At 64.9% G+C, this 19,825-nt stretch carries 22 protein-coding genes; 18 read left to right on the top strand and 4 right to left on the bottom strand.

Annotated features, from left to right (window positions below; all coding sequences use genetic code 11):
* Positions 1-130: 130 nt before the first annotated feature.
* From WKI94_RS04640 to WKI94_RS04590, 11 genes are all read left to right on the top strand, one after another.
* Positions 131-910 (top strand): IclR family transcriptional regulator, encoded by a 780-nt coding sequence (locus tag WKI94_RS04640; protein ID WP_337844607.1) that lies wholly within the window; start codon positions 131-133, stop codon positions 908-910.
* Positions 883-1,803 (top strand): acetaldehyde dehydrogenase (acetylating), encoded by a 921-nt coding sequence (locus WKI94_RS04635; protein ID WP_337844606.1) that lies wholly within the window; start codon positions 883-885, stop codon positions 1,801-1,803. Before WKI94_RS04640 ends, WKI94_RS04635 begins: the two co-directional genes overlap by 28 nt.
* Positions 1,800-2,843 (top strand): 4-hydroxy-2-oxovalerate aldolase, encoded by a 1,044-nt coding sequence (gene dmpG, locus WKI94_RS04630; protein ID WP_337844605.1) that lies wholly within the window; start codon positions 1,800-1,802, stop codon positions 2,841-2,843. Before WKI94_RS04635 ends, dmpG begins: the two co-directional genes overlap by 4 nt.
* Positions 2,844-2,853: 10 nt before the next feature.
* Positions 2,854-3,711, top strand: coding sequence for an NAD(P)-dependent oxidoreductase (locus WKI94_RS04625; protein WP_337844604.1), 858 nt, complete (start codon positions 2,854-2,856; stop codon positions 3,709-3,711).
* A 151-nt stretch (positions 3,712-3,862) separates the two neighbouring features.
* Positions 3,863-4,057, top strand: a complete 195-nt coding sequence (locus WKI94_RS04620; RefSeq protein WP_337844603.1) for a tautomerase family protein — start codon at positions 3,863-3,865, stop codon at positions 4,055-4,057.
* Positions 4,054-4,758, top strand: coding sequence for a fumarylacetoacetate hydrolase family protein (locus WKI94_RS04615; protein ID WP_337844602.1), 705 nt, complete (start codon positions 4,054-4,056; stop codon positions 4,756-4,758). The genes WKI94_RS04620 and WKI94_RS04615 overlap by 4 nt, the downstream gene beginning before the upstream one ends.
* Positions 4,759-4,760: 2 nt before the next feature.
* Positions 4,761-6,269 (top strand): aldehyde dehydrogenase, encoded by a 1,509-nt coding sequence (locus tag WKI94_RS04610; RefSeq protein ID WP_337844601.1) that lies wholly within the window; start codon positions 4,761-4,763, stop codon positions 6,267-6,269.
* A gap of 9 nt (positions 6,270-6,278) precedes the next feature.
* Positions 6,279-6,812: a Uma2 family endonuclease gene (locus WKI94_RS04605; RefSeq protein ID WP_337844600.1), complete on the top strand. Its 534-nt coding sequence runs from the start codon at positions 6,279-6,281 to the stop codon at positions 6,810-6,812.
* A 3-nt stretch (positions 6,813-6,815) separates the two neighbouring features.
* Entirely contained in the window at positions 6,816-7,589 is a 774-nt protein-coding gene (locus WKI94_RS04600) for a fumarylacetoacetate hydrolase family protein (RefSeq protein WP_337844599.1), read from the top strand.
* Positions 7,590-7,607: 18 nt separating this feature from the next.
* On the top strand, positions 7,608-7,778 hold the full coding sequence (locus WKI94_RS04595) for a hypothetical protein (protein WP_337844598.1): 171 nt from the start codon (positions 7,608-7,610) through the stop codon (positions 7,776-7,778).
* A gap of 9 nt (positions 7,779-7,787) precedes the next feature.
* The gene (locus tag WKI94_RS04590) at positions 7,788-8,930 is read left to right on the top strand and encodes an MFS transporter (protein WP_337844597.1); all 1,143 of its coding nucleotides are present in this window, start codon (positions 7,788-7,790) and stop codon (positions 8,928-8,930) included.
* 84 nt (positions 8,931-9,014) lie between these two features.
* Here WKI94_RS04590 and WKI94_RS04585 read toward each other — a convergent pair whose 3' ends face one another.
* From WKI94_RS04585 to WKI94_RS04570, 4 genes are all read right to left on the bottom strand, one after another.
* Positions 9,015-9,836: a carbohydrate ABC transporter permease gene (locus WKI94_RS04585; RefSeq protein ID WP_337844596.1), complete on the bottom strand. Its 822-nt coding sequence runs from the start codon at positions 9,834-9,836 to the stop codon at positions 9,015-9,017.
* The gene (locus tag WKI94_RS04580; protein ID WP_337844595.1) at positions 9,833-10,723 is read right to left on the bottom strand and encodes a sugar ABC transporter permease; all 891 of its coding nucleotides are present in this window, start codon (positions 10,721-10,723) and stop codon (positions 9,833-9,835) included. The genes WKI94_RS04585 and WKI94_RS04580 overlap by 4 nt, the downstream gene beginning before the upstream one ends.
* Before the next feature lies 1 nt (position 10,724).
* A complete protein-coding gene (locus WKI94_RS04575; protein ID WP_337844594.1) occupies positions 10,725-11,972 on the bottom strand; it encodes an extracellular solute-binding protein in 1,248 nt (415 codons plus the stop codon).
* A gap of 121 nt (positions 11,973-12,093) precedes the next feature.
* The gene (locus WKI94_RS04570; protein ID WP_337844593.1) at positions 12,094-13,077 is read right to left on the bottom strand and encodes a TAXI family TRAP transporter solute-binding subunit; all 984 of its coding nucleotides are present in this window, start codon (positions 13,075-13,077) and stop codon (positions 12,094-12,096) included.
* Between the two features lie 629 nt (positions 13,078-13,706).
* Here WKI94_RS04570 and WKI94_RS04565 point away from each other — a divergent pair.
* Genes WKI94_RS04565 through WKI94_RS04535 form a run of 7 tightly spaced genes read left to right on the top strand, consistent with a single transcriptional unit; the run spans position 13,707 to position 19,785 of the window.
* The gene (locus WKI94_RS04565; RefSeq protein ID WP_337844592.1) at positions 13,707-14,672 is read left to right on the top strand and encodes a thiamine pyrophosphate-dependent enzyme; all 966 of its coding nucleotides are present in this window, start codon (positions 13,707-13,709) and stop codon (positions 14,670-14,672) included.
* A complete protein-coding gene (locus WKI94_RS04560; protein WP_337844591.1) occupies positions 14,669-15,646 on the top strand; it encodes a pyruvate dehydrogenase complex E1 component subunit beta in 978 nt (325 codons plus the stop codon). Before WKI94_RS04565 ends, WKI94_RS04560 begins: the two co-directional genes overlap by 4 nt.
* The gene (locus WKI94_RS04555; protein WP_337844590.1) at positions 15,637-15,900 is read left to right on the top strand and encodes a lipoyl domain-containing protein; all 264 of its coding nucleotides are present in this window, start codon (positions 15,637-15,639) and stop codon (positions 15,898-15,900) included. Before WKI94_RS04560 ends, WKI94_RS04555 begins: the two co-directional genes overlap by 10 nt.
* Positions 15,881-16,927 (top strand): DctP family TRAP transporter solute-binding subunit, encoded by a 1,047-nt coding sequence (locus WKI94_RS04550; protein WP_337844589.1) that lies wholly within the window; start codon positions 15,881-15,883, stop codon positions 16,925-16,927. Before WKI94_RS04555 ends, WKI94_RS04550 begins: the two co-directional genes overlap by 20 nt.
* Before the next feature lie 3 nt (positions 16,928-16,930).
* A complete protein-coding gene (locus tag WKI94_RS04545; RefSeq protein ID WP_337844588.1) occupies positions 16,931-17,407 on the top strand; it encodes a TRAP transporter small permease subunit in 477 nt (158 codons plus the stop codon).
* Positions 17,408-17,410: 3 nt separating this feature from the next.
* Entirely contained in the window at positions 17,411-18,667 is a 1,257-nt protein-coding gene (locus tag WKI94_RS04540; RefSeq protein ID WP_337844587.1) for a TRAP transporter large permease, read from the top strand.
* On the top strand, positions 18,664-19,785 hold the full coding sequence (locus WKI94_RS04535; RefSeq protein ID WP_337844586.1) for an MFS transporter: 1,122 nt from the start codon (positions 18,664-18,666) through the stop codon (positions 19,783-19,785). The genes WKI94_RS04540 and WKI94_RS04535 overlap by 4 nt, the downstream gene beginning before the upstream one ends.
* The last annotated feature ends 40 nt before the right edge of the window (positions 19,786-19,825 follow it).

Raw genomic sequence — 19,825 nt, 5'->3', positions numbered from 1 at the left:
GCCAAGCCTAGGCCCTAGCAGAAGGGGAGGCAAGCCACTGGTTCGGGATATACGAACAAGTTGTTCCTCTATGATGAACCCAAGCCTCGGCACAGGCCCCGCCTTTGGCTAACCTGGAGGGGAGAAGCCCATGCTGGGAACGGTACAGAAGGTCGGCGAGGTCCTAGAGCTCTTCACCCGGGAGCATCCGGAGTGGGGGGTCACGGAGGTAGCCCGGGCCCTGGGAATCCCCAAGTCCAGCGCCCACGCCCTCCTAGCCACCCTAAGCCAGATCGGCCTCCTGAAGCGAAGCCGGGACGGGCGGTACCGCTTGGGCTTCCGGGTCTTGGCCCTGGCCCACGTCCTCCTCTCCACCAGCTCCTGGCGGGAGGAGGCCCGGAAGGCCATGGAAGACCTGGTGGCCCGCTTCGGGGAAACCACCCACCTGGCGGTGCTGGAGTGCGGCCGGGTGGTCTACGTGGAGAAGCTGGAGGGAACCCGGGCGGTCAAGGTGGCCACCACAGGGGTAGGGGTGGAGCTCCCCGCCCATTGCAGCGCGGTGGGCAAGGTCCTCCTAGCCCACCGGCCCTGGGAGGAGGTCCTTGGCATCGTGGAGGCCCGGGGCTTGCCGGCCCTCACCCCTAACACCATCACTACCCTGGACGAGCTCAAGACCGAGCTCCAGGCGGTGCGGGAACGGGGGTACGCCTACGATATTGAGGAAGCCGTGCCCGAGCTCTGCTGCGTGGCCGCCCCCATCCGGGACCACACGGGGGAGGTCATCGCCGCTTTAAGCCTCTCCGTGCCCTTCTACCGCTTCCAGGAGAGAAAAGAAGAGTACCGGAGGGCGGTCCTCGAGGCCACCCGCGCCGTTTCCGAGCGCCTGGGCTACCTGGAGGAGGTATGGAGAGAATCAAGGTCGCGATTCTAGGCTCGGGCAACATCGGCACGGACCTGATGTACAAGCTCCTAAAGAACCCGGGGCACATGGAGCTGGTGGCCTTGGTGGGGATAGACCCCAAGTCCGAAGGCCTGGCCCGGGCCCGGGTCCTGGGGTTGGAGGCGAGCCACGAGGGAATCGCCTACCTCCTGGAGCGCCCGGAGATCCGGATCGTCTTTGACGCCACCAGCGCCAAAGCCCATGTGCGCCACGCCAAGCTCCTAAGGGAGGCGGGGAAGATCGCCATTGACCTCACCCCCGCGGCCCGGGGGCCCTACGTGGTCCCCCCGGTGAACCTGAAGGCGCACCTGGACAAGGACAACGTCAACCTCATCACCTGTGGGGGGCAGGCCACCATCCCCCTGGTCTACGCCGTGCACCGGGTGGTCCCCGTGCGCTACGCGGAGATGGTCTCCACCGTGGCCTCCCCCTCTGCGGGGCCCGGGACCCGGCAGAACATCGACGAGTTCACCTTCACCACCGCCCGGGGCCTCGAGGCCCTCGGGGGAGCAAGGCAGGGCAAGGCCATCATCATCCTGAACCCTGCGGACCCCCCCATCCTCATGACCAACACCGTGCGGGCCATCCCCGAGGAGGAGGGCTTTGACCGGGAAAGGGTGGTGGAAAGCGTCCGGGCCATGGAGGCCGAGGTCCAGGCCTACGTGCCGGGCTACCGGTTGAAGGCGGACCCGGTGTTTGAGAGGCTCCCCACCCCTTGGGGGGAAAGGACGGTGATCTCCATGCTTCTAGAGGTGGAGGGGGCGGGGGACTTCCTGCCTAGGTACGCGGGTAACCTGGACATCATGACGGCCTCGGCCCGGAGGGTGGGGGAGGTCTTCGCCCAGCACCTCCTGGGGGTGAAAAAGGAGGAAGTACAGGCATGAGCTGGGACCTGAAAGGGGCCAGGCCGCCGGTGGTGGTGGACACCACCCTAAGGGACGGCTCCCACGCCCACCGCCACCAGTACACGGAGGAGGAAGTGCGGGCCATCGCCCAGGCCCTGGACGAGGCGGGGGTCTACGCCATAGAGGTCTCCCACGGGGACGGGCTTGGGGGTAGCTCCATCCAGTACGGCTTTTCCCGGGTGGACGAGATGGACCTCATCCGGGCGGCCCGGGAGGGCGTCTCTCGGGCCAAGATCGCCGCCCTCCTCCTCCCCGGCATCGGCACCCGCAAGGAGCTCAAGGAAGCGGTGGAGGCGGGGATCGGAATGGTGCGCATCGCCACCCAGTGCACGGAGGCCGACATCTCCGAGCAGCATTTCGGCATGGCCAAGGAGATGGGCCTCGAGGCGGTGGGCTTCCTCATGATGGCCCACATGCGCCCTCCCGAGTTCCTGGCGGAACAGGCCCTCCTCATGGAGTCCTACGGAGCGGACGTGGTCTACATCGTGGACTCCGCGGGGGCCATGCTCCCAGAGGACGCCTACGCCCGCGTGAAGGCCCTGAAGGAGGCCCTCACCCGGGCCAAGGTGGGTTTCCACGCCCACAACAACCTGGGCCTGGCCATAGGGAACACCCTGGCCGCCCTGAAAGCGGGGGCGGACTGGGTGGACGCCACCTTAAGGGGCTACGGGGCGGGGGCGGGGAACGCCCCCCTGGAGGTCCTGGCCGCGGTCCTGGACAAGGCGGGGCTCAACCCGGGCCTGGACGTCTTCAAGCTTCTGGACGCGGCGGAGTACGTCCTCAAGCCCATCCAGCACTTCCAGCCCTTCCCCGACCGGGACGCGGTGGCCATCGGCTACGCCGGGGTCTACTCCACCTTCCTCCTCCACGCCAAGCGGATCGGAAAGGAGCTCGGGGTAGACCCCCTGGCCATCCTCCTGGAGCTGGGGCGGCGCCAGGCGGTGGCGGGACAAGAGGACTGGATCCTGAGGGTGGCCCTGGAGCTCAAGGAGAAGGAAGCGGGGGCGCTGGTGGACTAGGATGGGTTCCATGGAGCGGATCGGGTTTGTCGGCCTCGGAAGGATGGGCCTCCCCATGGCCCGAAACCTGGCCCGGGCGGGCTACCAGGTCCTGGCCTGGAACCGCACGCCCAAGGAGGCGGCGGGGCTTACCCTGGCGCCAAGCCCCAAGGAGGCCGCGGCCGCCGGGGTGGTGATCACCATGCTGGCGGACAACGCCGCCACGGAGGCCGTCCTGCTGGAAATCCTGGAGGGCCTGCCGGCAGGGGGGATCCACGTGGCCATGAGCACCCTGGGCGTGCCTTATTCCCAAAGCCTCGAGGCCCGCCACCGGGCCCGGGGCCAGCTCTACTTGGCCGCCCCTGTCTTCGGCCGCCCGGAGGCCGCGGAAAGGCGGGAGCTCCGCATCGCGGCTGCGGGGCCTGAGGAGGCCCTGGAAAAGGTCTGGCCTCTCCTGGAGACCCTGGGCCAGGAGGTCTACCGGGTGGGGAATAGGCCCCACCTGGCCCACGCGGTGAAGCTTGGGGGGAATTTCCTCATCGCCAGCATGCTGGAAGCCCTGGCGGAGGCCTACGTTCTGGTGGGGAAGCACGGGGTGGACCGGGAAGCCTTCTACCAGGTGGTGCGGGGTTTCTTCCGTTCCCCCGTTTACGAGAACTACGGCCGCATCCTCCTGGAAAGGCGGTTTAGCCCCCCCGGCTTTGCCCTACGCCTGGGGCTAAAGGACGTGCGCCTCATCGCCGAGGCCGCGGACACAGCGGAAACCCCCTTGCCCCTGGGCCACCTCCTCCTGGACCGGCTCCTTTCCGGGGTGGCCCGGGGCCTGGGGGAGGAGGACTGGACGGCCCTCCTCAAGTTGGTGGAAGCCGAGGCGGGCCTCGAGGGGTGAACCGTGGCCTACCTCCTTGCTGGGGCCCTCCTCCCCCTAAAGGCCGGGGCAAAAGGGGCGCCAGCCCGGTACGCCCAAGCCCCTCACCGGCCTAAGGCTCCTTGGGGTAGCCTTGCTCGTCCTGGGGGTCATCCTCATCCGGAGGTGAGGGATGGTGGTGCTTAAGGTCACCCTGTTGGAAGGCCGGCCTATGGAGAAGAAGCGGGAGTTGGTGCGAAGGCTCACCGAGGCCGCGGCCCGGCACCTGAAGGAGCCCCAGGAGGAAATCCGGATCATCCTCTACGAGGTGCGCCGCGACCAGTGGACCGCAGGCGGGGTCCTCTTCAGCGACAAGGAGGGGGGATGAGCCTCAAGGAGACGGTCCAAAGGGCGCGAAGGGAGGGGAGGCCCGTCCCGGGGGGGCGGGACTGGGGGGTAGACCTGGAGGAGGCCTACCGCATCCAGGAGGCCCTCTTCCCGGGGCCCCTTGTAGGGTACAAGCTAGGCCTGGTCTCCCCTGCCAAGCAGGCTCAGATGGGCCTGGAAAGCCCCATCTATGGCCGGGTCCTCCCGGGGATGCTCCTGGAGGGGGTGCGGCTTTCCGCCTTCCTCCAGCCCCGGGTGGAGCCCGAGGTGGCCCTGGTCCTAAAGGAGGACCTGCCCCCGGGGGCGCCGCCCGGGGAGGCGGCCAGGGCCATCGGGGGGTTTTTCCTGGCGGTGGACATCCTGGACTCCGTCTGGGAGGGGTACCGCTTCACCGCGGCGGAGGTGGTGGCGGATAACGCCTCCGGAGGAGGGTTCCTCCTGGGGCTTAAGCGGCTTGAGTCACTCCCTGGGGGCCACCTGGCCCTCTACCTGAACGGGCGCCTCCTCTCCGAGGGCCCGGTGGCCGCCCTGGGGGACCCAGTGGAGCGGCTCCTTTGGCTGGCAGGGGCGGTGGGGGGGCTAAGGGCGGGGCAGGTGGTCTTCCTGGGAAGCCCAGCCCCCGCCATGCCCCTGGAGGAGGAGGGAACCTTGGAGGTCCATAGCGAAACCGGGGTGCTCCTCGCCCCGGTAAGGAGGGCGTAGGTATGGTGGAACCCAAACTGTACAGGGAAACGTTAGAGCGGCTTAAGGCTTTGGGCTTTCCCCTCGAGCTTCCCCTCGAGGCCACCCACTACATCGGGGGGGAGTTTGTGAAGGGGGAAAACCGCTTCCCGGTCATCTACCCCGCCACGGGGGAGGTGATCGGCACCGCCCCCGAGGGGCGGGCCAAGGAGGTGGACCAGGCGGTGGAGGCCGCCCACCAGGCCTTCCAGACCTGGGGGAAGATGCCCCCCTCCCAGAGGCGGACCTACCTAAGGCGCTTTGCGGAGAAGATCCGGGAGTACCGCCCGGTCTTTGAGGTGCTGGAGAGCCTGGATGTGGGCCGGCCCATCCGGGAAAACCGCCTGGGGTACGTGGAGCGCATGGCGAGCAACATTGAGTTCTTCGCCGACTTCGCCGTGACCCACGGCTCCGAGGCCTACCCCATGGAGAACGGCTACATCAACTACGTCCTGCGCTTCCCCCTGGGGGTGGCGGCCCTCATCACCCCGTGGAACATGCCCTCCATGCTGGCCACCTGGAAGATCGGCCCCACCCTGGCCTTCGGGAACACCGCGGTGCTTAAGCCCGCGGAGTTTACCCCTCTGGGGGCTTGGCTCCTCGCCCGCTGCGCCCACGAGGCCGGCCTACCCCCTGGGGTCTTCAACGTGGTCCACGGCTTCGGGCCGGACTCCGCGGGGGAACTCCTCACCAAACACCCCCTGGTGCGCCTCATCTCCTTCACCGGGGAGACCAACACCGGCCGGGCCATCCTGAAAAACGCCGCCGACACCATCAAGCGCACCTCCATGGAGCTTGGGGGCAAGGCAGCCAACCTCATCTTCGCCAGCGCGGACCTGGACCGGGCGGTGGAGGTGACCATGCGGGCGGCCTTCTTCAACCAGGGGGAGGTGTGCCTGGCGGGCTCGAGGCTTTTGGTGGAGCGCCCCATCTACGAGCCCTTCGTGGAAAAGCTGGTGGCCGCAGCCCGGGCCCTCAAGGTGGGGGACCCCTTGGACCCCGAGACCCAGATGGGGGCCCTCATCGCCGAGGAACACCTGGAGAAGGTCATGGGCTACGTGGAGCACGCCAAGCGGCTGGCCACGGTCCTCACCGGCGGCCAGCGCCCCGACCTCCCCCACCCCCTGGACAAGGGCTACTTCCTGGAGCCCACGGTGGTGGTGGACGTGACCCCGTCGGACAAGGTCTGCCAAGAGGAGATCTTCGGGCCCGTGGTGGCGGTCCTCCCCTTTGACACCGAGGAGGAGGCCATCGCCCTGGCCAACAACACCCCCTACGGCCTGAACGCCATCGTCCAGACCCGGGACGTGGGCCAGGCGGTGCGGGTCTCCGCGGCCCTCGAGGTGGGCACGGTTTGGGTGAACGACTGGTTCGTGCGGGACCTCAGGGTGCCCTTTGGCGGGGCTAAGCAGTCCGGCATCGGGCGCGAGGGCGGGCACTACGGATACGAGTTCTACTACGAGACCAAGAACGTCTGCCTCGCCAACCGCTAGACTAAAGCCATGAAGGCCGCCCGGAAGATGGACCTGAAGGGCTACCTGGCCCTGGAGGCGGAAAGCCCTATCCGGCACCAGTTGGTGGAAGGGGGCCTCTGGGGCATGGCGGGGGCCAGTCGGGCCCACAACGCCCTCCTCACCCGCCTCCTCCTCCGCATCGCCCCCGCCGCCCTGGCCATGGGGTGTGAGGCCTTCGCCGCGGACCGCCGGCTGAAGACGGCGGAGGACACCGTCTTCTATCCCGACCTCATGGTGGTCTGCGGCCCCGCCCCTTCCCCCCACTACGAGGAGGACGCCTGCCTCCTGATGGAGATCCCATCCGAGAGCACGGAGGCCCTGGACCGGGGGCGGAAGCTCGCCCATTACCTCCGCCTGCCAAGCCTGAGAACCTACCTGCTGGTGGACTCCCGCTTCCGGGAAGTGGAGGGGTACTTCCGGGGAGAAGGGGGGTTCCGCCACCGGGTCTTCCTCCCCGGGGAAGAGGTGAAGCTCCCCTGCCCCCCCTCCGCTTCCGGGTGGAAGAGCTATACGAAGGAGTAGACCTTGACTGAAACCTTTGCCCATGAGCTGGAACGGGCCTGGCGGGAGGGGAGGCCTATAGAGCCCCTCTCCGACCGGGGCCTTAGGGGCCTCGAGGCCGCCTACCGGGTGCAGGAGGCTTGGAACGCCCTACGCATGGGGGCAGGGGACCGGGTGGTGGGGCGGAAGATCGGCCTCACCTCCAAGGCGGTGCAGGAGCAGCTTGGGGTGGACCAGCCAGACTTCGGAAACCTTTGGGAAAGCCGCTTCTTCGGCCAGGGGGCGCGCCTCGAGGCCCCAAGCGGCCCCTTCCTCCAGCCCCGGGTGGAGGGGGAGCTGGCCTTCCTCATCGGCAAGCCCATCCGGGGCCCCCACGCCACGCCGCAAGAGGTCCTGGCCAAGACGGAGGCGGTGGCCTTCGCCCTGGAGATCGTGGACTCCCGCATCCGGGACTGGAAGATCCGCCTGGAGGACACCGTGGCCGACAACGCCTCCTTTGGCGGCTTTGTCCTCCTGCCTTGGGAGAAAGGGCTTCTTGGGGAGGACCTCTCCACCCTGGGGCTTGCGGTGTACAAAAACGGTGCGCTCCAGGTCCAGGGCACGGGGGCAGCCTGCCTGGGCCATCCGGCCCGGGCCGTGGCCTGGCTGGCCAATACCCTGGCGGGCTTCGCCCTGGGGCTGGAACCGGGGGACATCGTCCTCTCTGGGGCCTGGGCCCCCGTGGTGCCCGTGGGGCCGGGGGACCTGGTCCACCTGGTGGCCACGGGGGGGAGGACCCTGGCCCTGCGCTTTGCCTAAAGCCCAAAAGGAGGGAACATGCCCTTACTGGAGGTCATCCTGGTGGGAGAGGGGGAACGGGAGGTGCGGGCCTTTGTGGAGGAGGCCCACCGGATCTTCAAGGAAGTGCTGGGCACGCCGGAGGGACGGCTTAGGGTGGCGGTCTATCCCCTGCCCGACCCCTTGGAGGAGGAACCCGGGGAGGAATAGGATCGGCCGGTGGATCCGCGCCTTCTCACCCTCCTCCTCGGGGTTTTGGTCTCCACCGTCAACGAAAGCGCCCTGGCCCCGGCCCTGCCCTTCCTGGCCCGGGACTTGGGGATCTCCGCCGCGGAAGCCCAAGGGGTGGTGACCGCGGGGCTTTTGGGGGCCGCCCTGGCCTATCTCCCCCTCACCCTCCTTGCGGGCCGGGTGGGGGCAGGGCAGGTGTACCGCACGGGCCTCCTCCTCCAGGGCCTTTTGGGCCTCCTCCTCTTCCTGGCCCCCTTCCCCTTGGCCCTCTACGCCCTCCGCTTCCTCCAGGGGCTGGCCACCGCGGGGGTGGTGGGCCTCGTCCCCGGCCTGGCGGCAAGCCTCTACCCCCACCGGCGGGGCTACGCCCTGGGCTGGGTGGCCAGCACCGTGGCCGCGGGCACCCTCTTGGGCCCGGCCTTGGGGGGGCTCCTTACGGGAACGGTGGGGTGGCGGTGGGTCTTCCTCCTCCCCTTGCCCTTCGGCCTTCTGGCCCTGGCCCAAAGCGGGGGCCTGCCTGCCCTGCCGCCCCAAGGGGGGAACCCCAAGCGGCTTCTTGAAGCCCGGGCCTTTCTCCTGGGCCTCCTGGCCACCACCTTGTACTTCGCTCACACCCTGGGCACCACCCTGGCCCTGGCCTTTTTCCTCTCAGAAGAGGGGCTGGGGCCGGAAGCGGTGGGGGGGCTTCTCCTCCTCTCCCCTCTCCAGCTCCTTCTCTTAGGGGCCTGGGCCGGACGGATGGCGGACCGGGTGGGCTACGCCCAGGTGGTGCGCCGGGGAGCGCTCCTCCTGGTATGGGGGGGCGCCTTTCTCGCCCTTTTGGCCATCCTCGCGCCGCTATCGGGGGCGGTCTTGGGCCTGGTCCTCCTAGGGGTGGGGCGGGCCCTTTTCCAGGCGGCCAACAACGCCCAGGTCCTGGGCCTAGCCCCCAAGGGAGAGGAGGCCTTGGCCTCGGGGGCCCTTTCCGTGGCCCGGGTGCTGGGGCAAGCCCTGGGCAGCTTCCTGGCGGGGGTGGGCCTCCAGGCCCTGAGCCCTTTGGGCCACCGCCCGGCCTTCGGCTTGGTGATCCTCCTTCTAAGCGAGCTCATGGGGGTGGGCCTCCTCCTCCAGCGAGGGGAGCAGAACCCCTAAGCGTTCGCTTCGGCGGAGGCCCCAAGAGGAGGGTGCAGCGCGTTTGTGGGTGGGTTGCATAGGGGGCGTTTGAGGATCCCGACCTCATCCTTTAACCCCGGTAAGGACCACCCCTTCAATGATCTGGCGCTGGAAGAAAAAGAAAACCAGCAGGGTGGGCAAAATAGCCAAGCTCGAGGCCGCCATGATGAGGTGCCAAGCCGTGCCGGCCTCCCCAGAGAAGAGGGCGATCCCCACAGGCAGGGTACGCATCTCTGGGGTCTGGACGATGATGAGGGGCCACAAAAAGGCGTTCCAGTTGCCCAAGAAGGTGAAGATCCCTAAGGCCGCCAAAGCTGGCCGCACCAGGGGAAGCCCCACGCGCCAGAAAACCCCAAACTCCGTGAGGCCATCCAACCGCCCAGCGTCAAAGAGGTCTTGGGGCAGGGTCTGGAAGAACTGCCGCATGAGGAAGACCCCAAAGGCGGTGACAAGCCCGGGAAAAAGGAGGCCCCAATAGGTGTTCACCCAACCCCTTTCCGCGCTCAGCACGTACCAGGGGATAACCAGCATTTCCGTGGGCACCATCAGGGTGGAAAGGATAAGAATAAAGACCAGATTGCGCCCGGGAAAGCGCAGCCGGGCGAGGACGTAACCCGTTAGGCTGTCAAAGAAGAGGACGGAAAGGGTAGTTAGGGAGGCCACCAGGAGGCTATTGAAAAACCACCGGGGAAACCCCGTCTTCCAAAGGACCTCGCGGTAGTTCTCCAGGGTAGGAGCCTGGGGGAGGAAGCAGAGCTCAAAGATCTCGGGGAAGGGCTTCAGGGCGGTGAGGAGCATCCAGAGAAAGGGCAGGACCATGACCCCGCTCCCCAGGAGGAGGACCAGGAGGACCAAAAGATCTTCCAGGCGCCTACGCCACCTCATAGCTCCACCCTCCGGCTTAGGAGACGCAACTGGACCAGGGTGACCAAGAGGATGAGGAGAAAGAGCACCACGGTCACCGCAGCCGCGTAGCCTAACTGGAAGCGCAGGAAGGCCAGCTGGTAGATATAAAGGGCCAGGGTCAGGGTGCTATTGAGAGGGCCCCCTTGGTCGGTGAAGTTTAGGTTCACCACCTGGGTGAAAAGCTGTAAGTAGCCAATGGTGCCGATGACCACGGAGAAGACCAAAACGGGGTTAAGAAGGGGCCAGGTGATGTACCGAAACAGACGAAACCCCTCGGCCCCGTCTATCCGGGCCGCCTCGTAGTATTCCCGGGGGATGCTCTCCAGCCCCGCCAAGAAGAGGACTATTTGGAAGCCCAGGTTCTGCCAGACCACCACCCAGGTCACGGTGGGCAGGGCTTGGGAAGGGCTTTGGAGAAAGGGCTGGGGGGGAAGGCCGAGAAGGCCTAGGATCTCGTTCACCAGACCGAAGTGGGGGGAGAGCATCCAGCTCCACACCCAAGCCACCGCCACCGCAGGGGTGATGTAGGGGGCAAAGTAGATGGCCCGGAAGAGGTCCCGGCCCCAGGGTGCGCGCCGGAGGAGAAGGGCCAGGACCAGGCCCAAAACGATCTGCAGGGGGACCCCAAGGAGGGTGTAGAGCAGGGTGTTCAGGAGGGCCCTCCTGAGGAGAGGGTCCTCCAGGAGGCGCCCGTAGTGCTCGAGGCCCACGAACCGCCGCATGGACGGGTCCGCGTGCCACTCGTAGAGGGAGAGGAGGAGGGCCTGAAAGGCGGGCAGAATCCGGAAATAAAGGAAAAAGGTCAGGGGGATGACCAGGAAGGCGATGGCCCAAAGCGCCTCCCTCTGGCCCAGGGAAAGCCGCACCCTACCTCCAGAACTGGTCCAGGATCTTCTGCTCCTCCTCCGCCGCCAGGCGCAGGGACTGGGCTGGATCCATGCCCTGGAGGAGAACCCTGTTGATGGCGTCCACCATCACCTTGCGCTGGGCGGTCTCGTCCACAAAGGGGGTGGCCCGGGCGTAGGCCAGGCTCAGGATGAAGGGCCCATAGGTGGGGTGCAGGGAGAGCTTGGGATCACGGATAAGACTGCGGCTAGCGGGCAGCTCCCCCACCTTTTCCAGCCAGTAGCGCTGGGCCTCCTCCGAGGTGATGAAGGCCAGGAACTTGAGGGCGGCTTCCCGCTTGGGCCCGGTGGCCAGGGGGGTCAGGCCGTGCATCCAGAAGGAACCGAAGTTGGCCTTGCGCGCCCCAGGGCGCTCCACGGGCAGCTCCGCCACCCCCCAGTTGAACCGGGCCCCCTGTTGAATGGTCCCTATGGCAAAGGAACCATCCACGATCATGGCGATGCGCCCAGCAATAAAGCCGTCGCGATACCCGTTGTTGCCGGGGAAGAACCCCGGAACTCCGATCTCGTGCCTACGCACCCAGTCGGTGTAAAAGGTAAAGGCCCGCACGCCAGCCTCGCTGGTGTAAAGGACACGGCGCCCGTCCTGGGAGTAGGGCTGCCCACCAAACTGGCGGACCAAAACCTCCCGCACCAGGTGGTGGTCCTGGCCATCAGGGGCAATGCCGTACCCGATCTGCGTGAACCGCCCGCCCTGTTTCACCGTGAGCTTTTTGGCCACGGTCAGGAACTCCTCCCAGGTCCTCGGGGGAGAGGAAAAGCCCGCCTGGCGCAGGAGGTCCTTGTTGTAGAAAAGGGCCAGGCTGCGCACAGCGGTGGGTATCCCATAAAGCCGGCCCCCTACCTTGGCCGCTTGGGCCATGGAGACAAGCTCCTGGTCCACCCGCCTGGCCCAATCCTCAGGCAAGGGCACCAGGTACCCGGCCTTGATCCAGGTGGGGGCCCAGCCATAGTAGAGGTTCACCACGTCCGGCCCCTGGCCTGCGGGGATGGCCGAGGCCACCTTCTGCTGGTAAGCGTCATAGGGAAAGGTCTGGTGGACCACCTTGATGCCCGCGTTCTGGGCCTCAAAGCGGCGGATGAGCTCGTCAATGGCCTCCACCTTGGTGCGAAACTCGTATTGCCAGTAGGTGATGGTCACGTTCTGGGCCAGGGCCAATCCCCAAGCCCCTAGGAACAGGGCCGCCAAGCGGCTTGCACGGAAGACCATAAAACCTCCCTTCACCCCGAATTATACACTCCTCAGACCCCACCACAAAGAAAGGAACGGGTTCTCCTAAAGAGGATTCCAAAGACGGAGGGGCCGCTACCCCGCCGGGCCTAAGCAAGGCCTACCGCCACACCCCCCGCTCGCGGAAGTAGCGCACCGCCCCTTCGTGGTAGGGCACCTTCCCGCCGCGGGCGCGGACGGCGTTCTCCAGGTTGGTGTCCCGGGCCGGGGCCACGGCGGCGTGGAGGGTGGGTAGGTTCTCAAAGACCGCCTTCACCATGGCGTAAGCCACCTCCTCGGGGAGGCTCTCGGGGCAGACGAAGGCGTTCCAGAAGGTCAGGGTGGGGGTGTCGTAACGGGTGTTGTATACACCCTTGGGGATCACCCCCGTGTCCACCACGCCGGGGAAGCGCGCCCTTAACATCTGCACCGGGGTGCTCTGGGGCAAGAGGGGCACCAGGAAGAGGCGCTTGCCCTTACGGGCCAGGCTCCCCGCAAGCTCCACTATGCTCCCCGTGGGAAGCCCCCCAGACCAGAAGAAGGCGTCCAGGTTCCCTTCGGAAAGCATCTTTGCGCTCTCCGCCACCCGGACCCGCTCCCACTTCCCGAAGTGGACCCGGGGGTCGAAATCAGGGATGGCCGCGTTCATGAGGATCCGGGCCTCGTACTCAATGATCCCCCCGGGCACCTCCGTGGACACCCGCTTGCCCTTGAGGTCCTGGAGGACGCGGATTCCGCTTTCCTCCGTGGTCGCCACGTGGAAGTAGTTGGGGTACATGGTGAAGAGGATGCGCACCGGGGCGGGCTTACCCTGGAAGCGCTCCTCCCCTTGAAAGGCCAAAAGGACCGCGTCGGGCAAGGCGGTGCTGCAGTAGTAGAGGCCCCGGGCCGGGTCCGTGCGGTCCCGGAGAAGAAGGAGGTTCTCCATGGAGCCCCCCGACTGCATGGCTTGGGACTGGACGACCCCGCTCTTGTTCAGGATCTCGGCGATGGCGGTCCCATAGTAGAAGTAGACCCCGCCCACGCCGCCCGTACCGATGATCACCTGGGGTTTCTGGGCCAATGCCCCGCCCAACAGAACAGCCAGGAGAAGCCAGCGCTTCACCGCCCACCTCCGATGGAGGCCAGTCTATGGGGCTAGGGAGAGCCTTTGCAAGGGGGGCTTTGCTACCGCTACCAGCGTAGCAGAAGGAAAGCGAGGGGTCTGTCCAAAGGGTCCTAGCCCAGACCTCTGGGCCCAGTAGATGAGCCCGGAGAAGGCCCGTAAAAGGCTGGGGTCCAGGGTCTGCCTCAGGCGGAGATGAGACCGGTGCCATGCCCGCTTGAAGCACACACTCCAGGACATTCAAGTTGACTGCCGAATCCTCAGGGGTTAGAGTGGTCGTAGTCAGGGGGATAACTGCGTGCGCGATGTGTGCGGTTCGCCCGTGGTAGTCGCTGACATCCAAACCTTGGGCTTCAGAGGTTGGCGAACAGAGCCAAGGCTCCAGCTCCATGATCCGCCAGGCTCTGAAGTGAACAATAGTGCAGGGCACGACTTGGTGGGCCAGCATGGGGAAGAAGAAGGGTGGGGTGGATGGTGCTCACCCAAAACCTGGCACCAAAAAGGGTATGTGCGCTACGATGTGGTCCTAGCGGGGATAGCGTTAGCCCCTGGTACAGACGAACCCCCACCGCTCCTTGGACAGCCTGGGAAGACCTTCAGCGGATGGCCACGGGCGGAGGAGGTCTGACATGAATAGGCTCGGGCTCTACCAGACCATGTACCGTATCCGACGCTTCGAGGAGCGGGTGGAAGCCCTCTTTCGGCAGGGAAAAATCCCTGGTTTTGTTCACCTATACATCGGCCAGGAAGCAGTAGCAGCCGGGGTTCTGGCCCACCGCCAACCGGGAGACTACGTGATCAGCACCCACCGAGGCCACGGCCACGCCCTGGCCTTAGGGGTGGACCCCAGGGAAGCCATGGCCGAACTCTTGGGCCGGCGCACTGGGACTTGCAAAGGCAAAGGAGGAAGCATGCACCTCTTCGCCTACGAAAAAGGTCTTCTCGGAGCCAATGGCATTGTGGCTGGGGGAATTCCCTTAGCGGTGGGTGCGGGACTGGGGCTAAAGCTTCTAGGACGAGAGGAGGTAGTCCTAGCCTTTTTCGGCGATGGGGCCACAGGGCGGGGAGTCTTCCATGAGGGGCTCAACCTTGCGGCCCTTTGGGAGCTTCCCATCCTCTTTGTGCTAGAAAACAACCACTACGCCTCCACCACGAGCTTTGCCGAAAGCCATGCCTTCCAGGTGGAAGCCCTAGTCAAGGCCTACGGGATCCCCTACCTGCGCGTAGATGGCCAGGAGGCGGAAGCCGTGTACCATGGGGCTGGGGAGCTCCTCCAAGGTGTGCGACAGGGAAAAGGGCCCGCTTTCCTAGAAGCGCTAACCCACCGCTTCAAGGGGCATTACGTGGGTGATCCTGAACAGTACCGTTCCCGGGAGGAAGCCTGGGGGGCGAAGGACCCCGTGGCTACCTACCGAACCCATCTCTTGGAATCCGGAGTGGAGGAAAGGATCCTGTGGGAACTGGAACAGGAAGAAGAGAGACGATTGGATGAAGCGGTGGGGTATGCGGAAACAAGCCCCTGGCCAGACCCCAAGGAAGCCCTGGAGGACCTCTTTGTAGAGCCCGTTCGGGATTACCCCTGGGAGGAGGCATGAGAACCCTTACCTTCTCCGAGGCCACCCGGGAGGCCATGGAGGAGGAAATGGCCCGGGACCCACGGGTCTTTCTCTTCGGGGAAGACATTGCGAAACAAGGAGGCGTTTTCGGGCAGTTTAAGGGGCTCGCCCAACGCTTTCCAGGCCGGGTCCTGGATACGCCTATCAGCGAGCCCACTTTGGTAGGCGCAGCCTTGGGAGCCGCCCTAGTAGGGGCAAGGCCTGTTCTAGACATCCACTTTGCCGATTTCCTCCTCCTCGCCATGGACGAGCTGGTTAACCAAATCGGAAGCCTCCGCTACATGTCGGGAGGGCAGCTCCGGACCTCCCTGGTGATCCGAGCCCCCGATGGGGCGATCCGCTCCGCAGGGGCCCACCACTCCAAGAGCCTGGAGGCCCTCCTCCTCCATGCCTCAGGCCTCAAGGTGGTGGCCCCGGCCACCCCCAAGGATGCCAAAGGCCTCCTCAAAAGCTCTATCCGCGCGGAGGATCCTGTGCTCTACCTGGAACATAAGGCCCTTTACAACCGGAAGGGCCCTGTGCCTGAGGGAGAAGTCCTGACCCCTTTGGGCCAGGCTGAAGTGGTGCGGTCTGGAGAAGAGGTCACGCTCATCAACTATTCCCTCACCCTTCACAAGGCCTTGGAGGCTGCAGAACGTTTGGCCGCAGAGGGGATCTCTGTTGAGGTGGTGGATTTGAAAACCCTTTACCCCCTGGACTGGGACACCGTCCTGGCCTCTGTGGCCAAGACTGGCCGAGCGGTGGTGGCCCACGAGGCTTGGCGCTTCCTCGGGTTTGGGGCTGAGATCGCCTCCACGTTACAGGAAAAGCTCTGGGGTACCCTAAAGGCTCCCGTTCTCCGGGTGGGGGCAGCCCATGTGCCCATTCCCTTTAGTCCTCCGCTGGAGGCTCGAGTCCTACCCCAAGTAGAGGATCTAGTGCGGGCGGTCAAGGAGGTGGTGACATGGCGCTGAGGCCTATCCGGATGCCCCAGCTGGGCCTTACCATGGAAGAGGGAACCTTTCTTGGCTTCCTTAAAGACCTTGGAGCGGTTTTCCAAAAGGGCGAACCCCTCTTTCGGGTAGAGACAGACAAAGCCCTTTTAGAGGTGGAGGCAGAAGAAGCCGGTGTTTTGAGGGAGGTCCTAGCGGAGGTAGGCCAAACCTACCCCGTGGGCACAGTGCTTGGATACTACGAGGAGGTGCAGGATGCGGTGGATCGGGTTTAGCGTTCTGGTGTTCCTCGGTATGGCCTTGGCCCAGTTCAAAGCCGAGTACAAGCTCTCGGTGGTGGTAGGCCCCAACACGGCCTGGGGCATGGGGGCTCAACGCTTCGCGGAATTGGTAAAAGAGAAAACAGGGGGGCGCGTCAACATCAAGGTTTACTACTCCGGCCAGCTCTTCGCGGGGCAACAGACCAATGAGTTCCAACTCCTTCGCACCGGGGTGGCGGACTTCGCTTTGGGCTCAACGATTAACTGGTCCCCTCAGGTAAAGGAGCTCAACCTTTTCAACCTCCCCTTTTTCTTCTCCGCTTACAAGGACCTTGATGCAGTAGAAGAAGGCCAAGCAGGCAAGGCCATCTTCGCCCGGCTCCGGCAGCTGGGCGTGGAACCCCTGGCTTGGGGGGAGAACGGCTACCGCCAGCTCACCAACTCCAAACGCCCGGTACGGACCCCGGAGGACCTCCAGGGCTTGAAGATCCGCGTGGTGGGCGCACCTATCTTCGTAGAGACCTTCCGGGCTTTAGGGGCTAACCCCACCTCCATGAATTGGGCAGAGGTCCTCACCGCCCTTCAGCAAGGGGTCATCGATGGACAGGAAAACCCCATCGTAGGGGTAATCATTCCCTACAAGCTTTGGGAGCTGGGGCAACGCTACCTCACAGTTTGGAACTATGTGATAGACCCTGTGATCTTCGCCGCCAGCGGCCAGACCTGGCGTACCTTCCCCCCTGAGGTGCAGAAGGCCATCCAAGAAGCAGCCTTGGAAGCAGCCCGGTACCAGAAGGCCCTGGCCCGGGCGGGTATGGACGACGGCGCTGCCCTACGGTATCTGGCCTCCATAGGGGTGAAAGTAGAAATCCAGGACCCCCTCGCATACCTGCGGGTTCAAGGGGTAGAGGTTACGGTCCTTTCCCCCCTAGAAGTAGGTCGCTTCCGTAGCCGAGTGGCAGAGGTGGTCCAGCGCTGGGCTAAGGAGATTGGTGGCACCTTGGTAGTCCAGGCAGAGGCGGACAAAAAGAGGGTCAAGTAGGCCATGCTCAGCCGCTGGCTGGGGCGCCTGGAAGAGGCTCTTCTGGCCCTTCTCCTAGGAGGTATGGCCACCCTGGCCTTCCTGAACGTCCTCACCCGCTACTTCCTTCGCTACCCCCTGGCCTTCACCGAGGAGCTCACAGTAAACGCCTTTGTATGGACCACCCTCCTTGGGATAGCCATCGGCCTAAGGGAAGGGGCCGAAGGAGCCCATATCCGCTTCGTGGCTCTTACGGAAATCCTTCCTGCCCCTTGGCGCCGAAGGTTCGTGGCCTTTGGTTTCCTGGTCTTCGCCCTACCCTTTGTTGCATTGGCCTACCTAGCCTGGGGACAGGCCATGGACGATCTAGACCTGGGGTCAGTCTCCCCCGCTTTGGGGATTCCCAACGCCGTCTACACTCTACCCACCCCCTTTCTGGCCCTGCTGGTGGTCCTGCGTAGCCTGGAGGGCACATTCCGAACCCTGAGGGGTGGAGGCTAGCCCATGGGCATCCTCTTGGTGGCCATCTTCTTGACCCTCCTCCTCTTGCGGGTACCTGTGGCTGCTGCCCTCGGGACCTCCGCGGTGGCCATCATCGCCTGGGGAGGGCTGGGATTCCAGGTGGTTTCCTTCAATTTCCAGGCGGGCATCGCCAAGTTTCCCCTCCTGGCTATTCCTTTCTTCATCCTGGCTGGCGTGGTGATGGACCGGGCAGGAATCGCAGAGCGCCTTGTCCGCCTCCTCCTAGCCTTGGTGGGGGGGTGGCGCGCAGGTGCAGCCGTAGCAGCGGTTCTAGCCGGGATGTTTTGGGGGGCCATCTCTGGTTCCGGGCCAGCTACAGTGGCCGCCTTGGGAGGGATCCTCATCCCCATGATGGTCCGTCAAGGGTACGCCCCCGGCTTCGCTGGAGGGCTAGTGGCCGCCTCGGCAGAGCTTTCCATCGTCATTCCCCCCTCCATCGCCCTCATCATCTACGCCACCCTGGCCAGCACCTCCATAGCCCAGCAGTTTTGGGCGGGCATTCTGCCTGGCCTACTCATGGGGGGAGCTTTAGGGGTGGCCGCAGTGCTGGTGGTACGTGCCCGGGGCTGGGGGCAGCGGCAGAAACCCCCAGCCTCCCTAGGCCGGCTCTTCCTCGAGGCCTTCCCTGGCCTTCTCACCCCTCTGGTGATCCTCGGAGGGATCTATGGAGGGGTCTTTACCCCCACGGAAGCCGCCGCAGTAGGGGTCTTTTGGGGGCTTTTGGTGGGGTTATTCGTTTACCGTACCCTCCAGCTAAAGGAACTTCCCTCCCTTTTGGTAGAAGCGGGGGTTTCTAGTGCGGTGGTGATGGCCATCGTAGCCTGGGCTGGACTCTTCGCCTGGACAGCAGACACGGTGGGTTTGGTGAACGCCTTTTCCCAGGCCCTCCTAGAGTGGGAAGAAAATCCCCTTCTCCTTCTGGCTTTCCTCAACCTTTTCTGGCTGGCGTTGGGAATGCTCCTGGATGCGGTGAGCATCTACTACCTTACGCTGCCTGCCCTCCTTCCCGTGATGACCCACCTGGGGTGGGACCCCGTATGGATGGGAATCGTGATGACGGTGAACATGGCCATCGGCCAGATCACCCCACCGGTAGCCGTTAATCTCTTTGTCAGCGCCCGGATCAGCGGCTTGCCCATTGAGCAGATTTGGCGAGAAATCTGGCCCTTCGTCTTGGCCTCGGTCCTAAGCCTACTCCTTTTAACCTACTGGCCCTGGCTCAAGGACCTCTTCCCATGAAGGCCCTCCTTCCCTTCGCCCTAGGCTACGCCTTGTCCTATGTGCTCCGCTCTGCCAACGCTGCCTTGGCTGAACCCATGGCCCAGGACTTGGCCCTTTCCCCCACCGGCTTGGGCCTCCTCACCAGCCTGTTTTATCTGGCCTTCGCCCTGGCCCAGCTTCCCCTGGGGAAAGCCTTAGACAGGCTAGGACCTCGGTCCACCCTAGGGGGTCTCTTTGCTGTAGCTGGGGCGGGGTGCCTCCTCTTTGCCTGGGCCCAGGATTGGCCCCTTCTTGCTCTAGGGCGGATCCTCATGGAGGTAGGGGTTGCCCTGGCCCTGGTGGGAGCCCTTAGGGCTTACCAGATCCATCGCCCCCAGCACTTAAACCTCCTGAGCGGGGTTACCGTGGCCCTAGGGGGCTTGGGGGGCCTCCTGGCTGCCAGCCCCCTGGTGGCCCTGGAAGCCGCTTTAGGTTGGCGAGGGGTCTTCGGCCTTCTGGCCATCTTGGCTTTAGGCCTCGCCCTGGCCATCCGTTGGGGCACCCCCCCAGAGCCCCCTAAGGAGAGATCCCTTGGGGCAGGGCCCCGCCTCCACCCCTTCCCCCTTTCTGTAGGCTTCCTGGCCTTCGCCTATATCGGTGGCTTTTTCGCTATCCAAAGCTTTTGGGCAGGGGCCTTCGCCTACGCCCAAGGTTTATCCCCTCAGGAGGTGGGTGTGCTTCTGAGCAACCTAAACCTAGCCTCCGTCCTAGGCGCCTTAGGAAGTGGAGGCCTGGCTACGCAGCTGGGAAGTGGCCGTGCTCTCCTTTTAGGAATGGGCCTCTTCAGCTTAGGGCTGCTCTGGGCCTCTGGGGGCGGGAACCTCAGAGCCGCCTATGCCCTCATGGGCCTTGGGGGCGGATTCAACGGCCTGGTCCTGGCCCACACCGCAGTCCTGTTCCCCCATACCTCAGGAAGGGCCATGGCAGGGGTGAACGTGCTAGGAGTCTTGGGTATCTTTATCCTCCAAGCAGGGTTGGGCCCAGTGGTGGAGGCCCTAGGATACCAGGGGGCCTTTTTTCTGCTGGTGTTCCTGCAAAGCTTAGGGGCCTTCCTCCTTTTAGGGCTAAGCCTTCCCAACCAAAGGCGGGAGAACTAAGCTGGAAGGTAACATGGCCAACTACCGCGAGCTCATGGAC

Origin of the sequence: Thermus sp. (assembly GCF_037444525.1) — a bacterium.
Lineage (GTDB): Bacteria > Deinococcota > Deinococci > Deinococcales > Thermaceae > Thermus.
The sequence above is the reverse complement of the archived record's forward strand: the minus strand, read 5'-3'. Positions and strand labels throughout refer to the sequence as shown.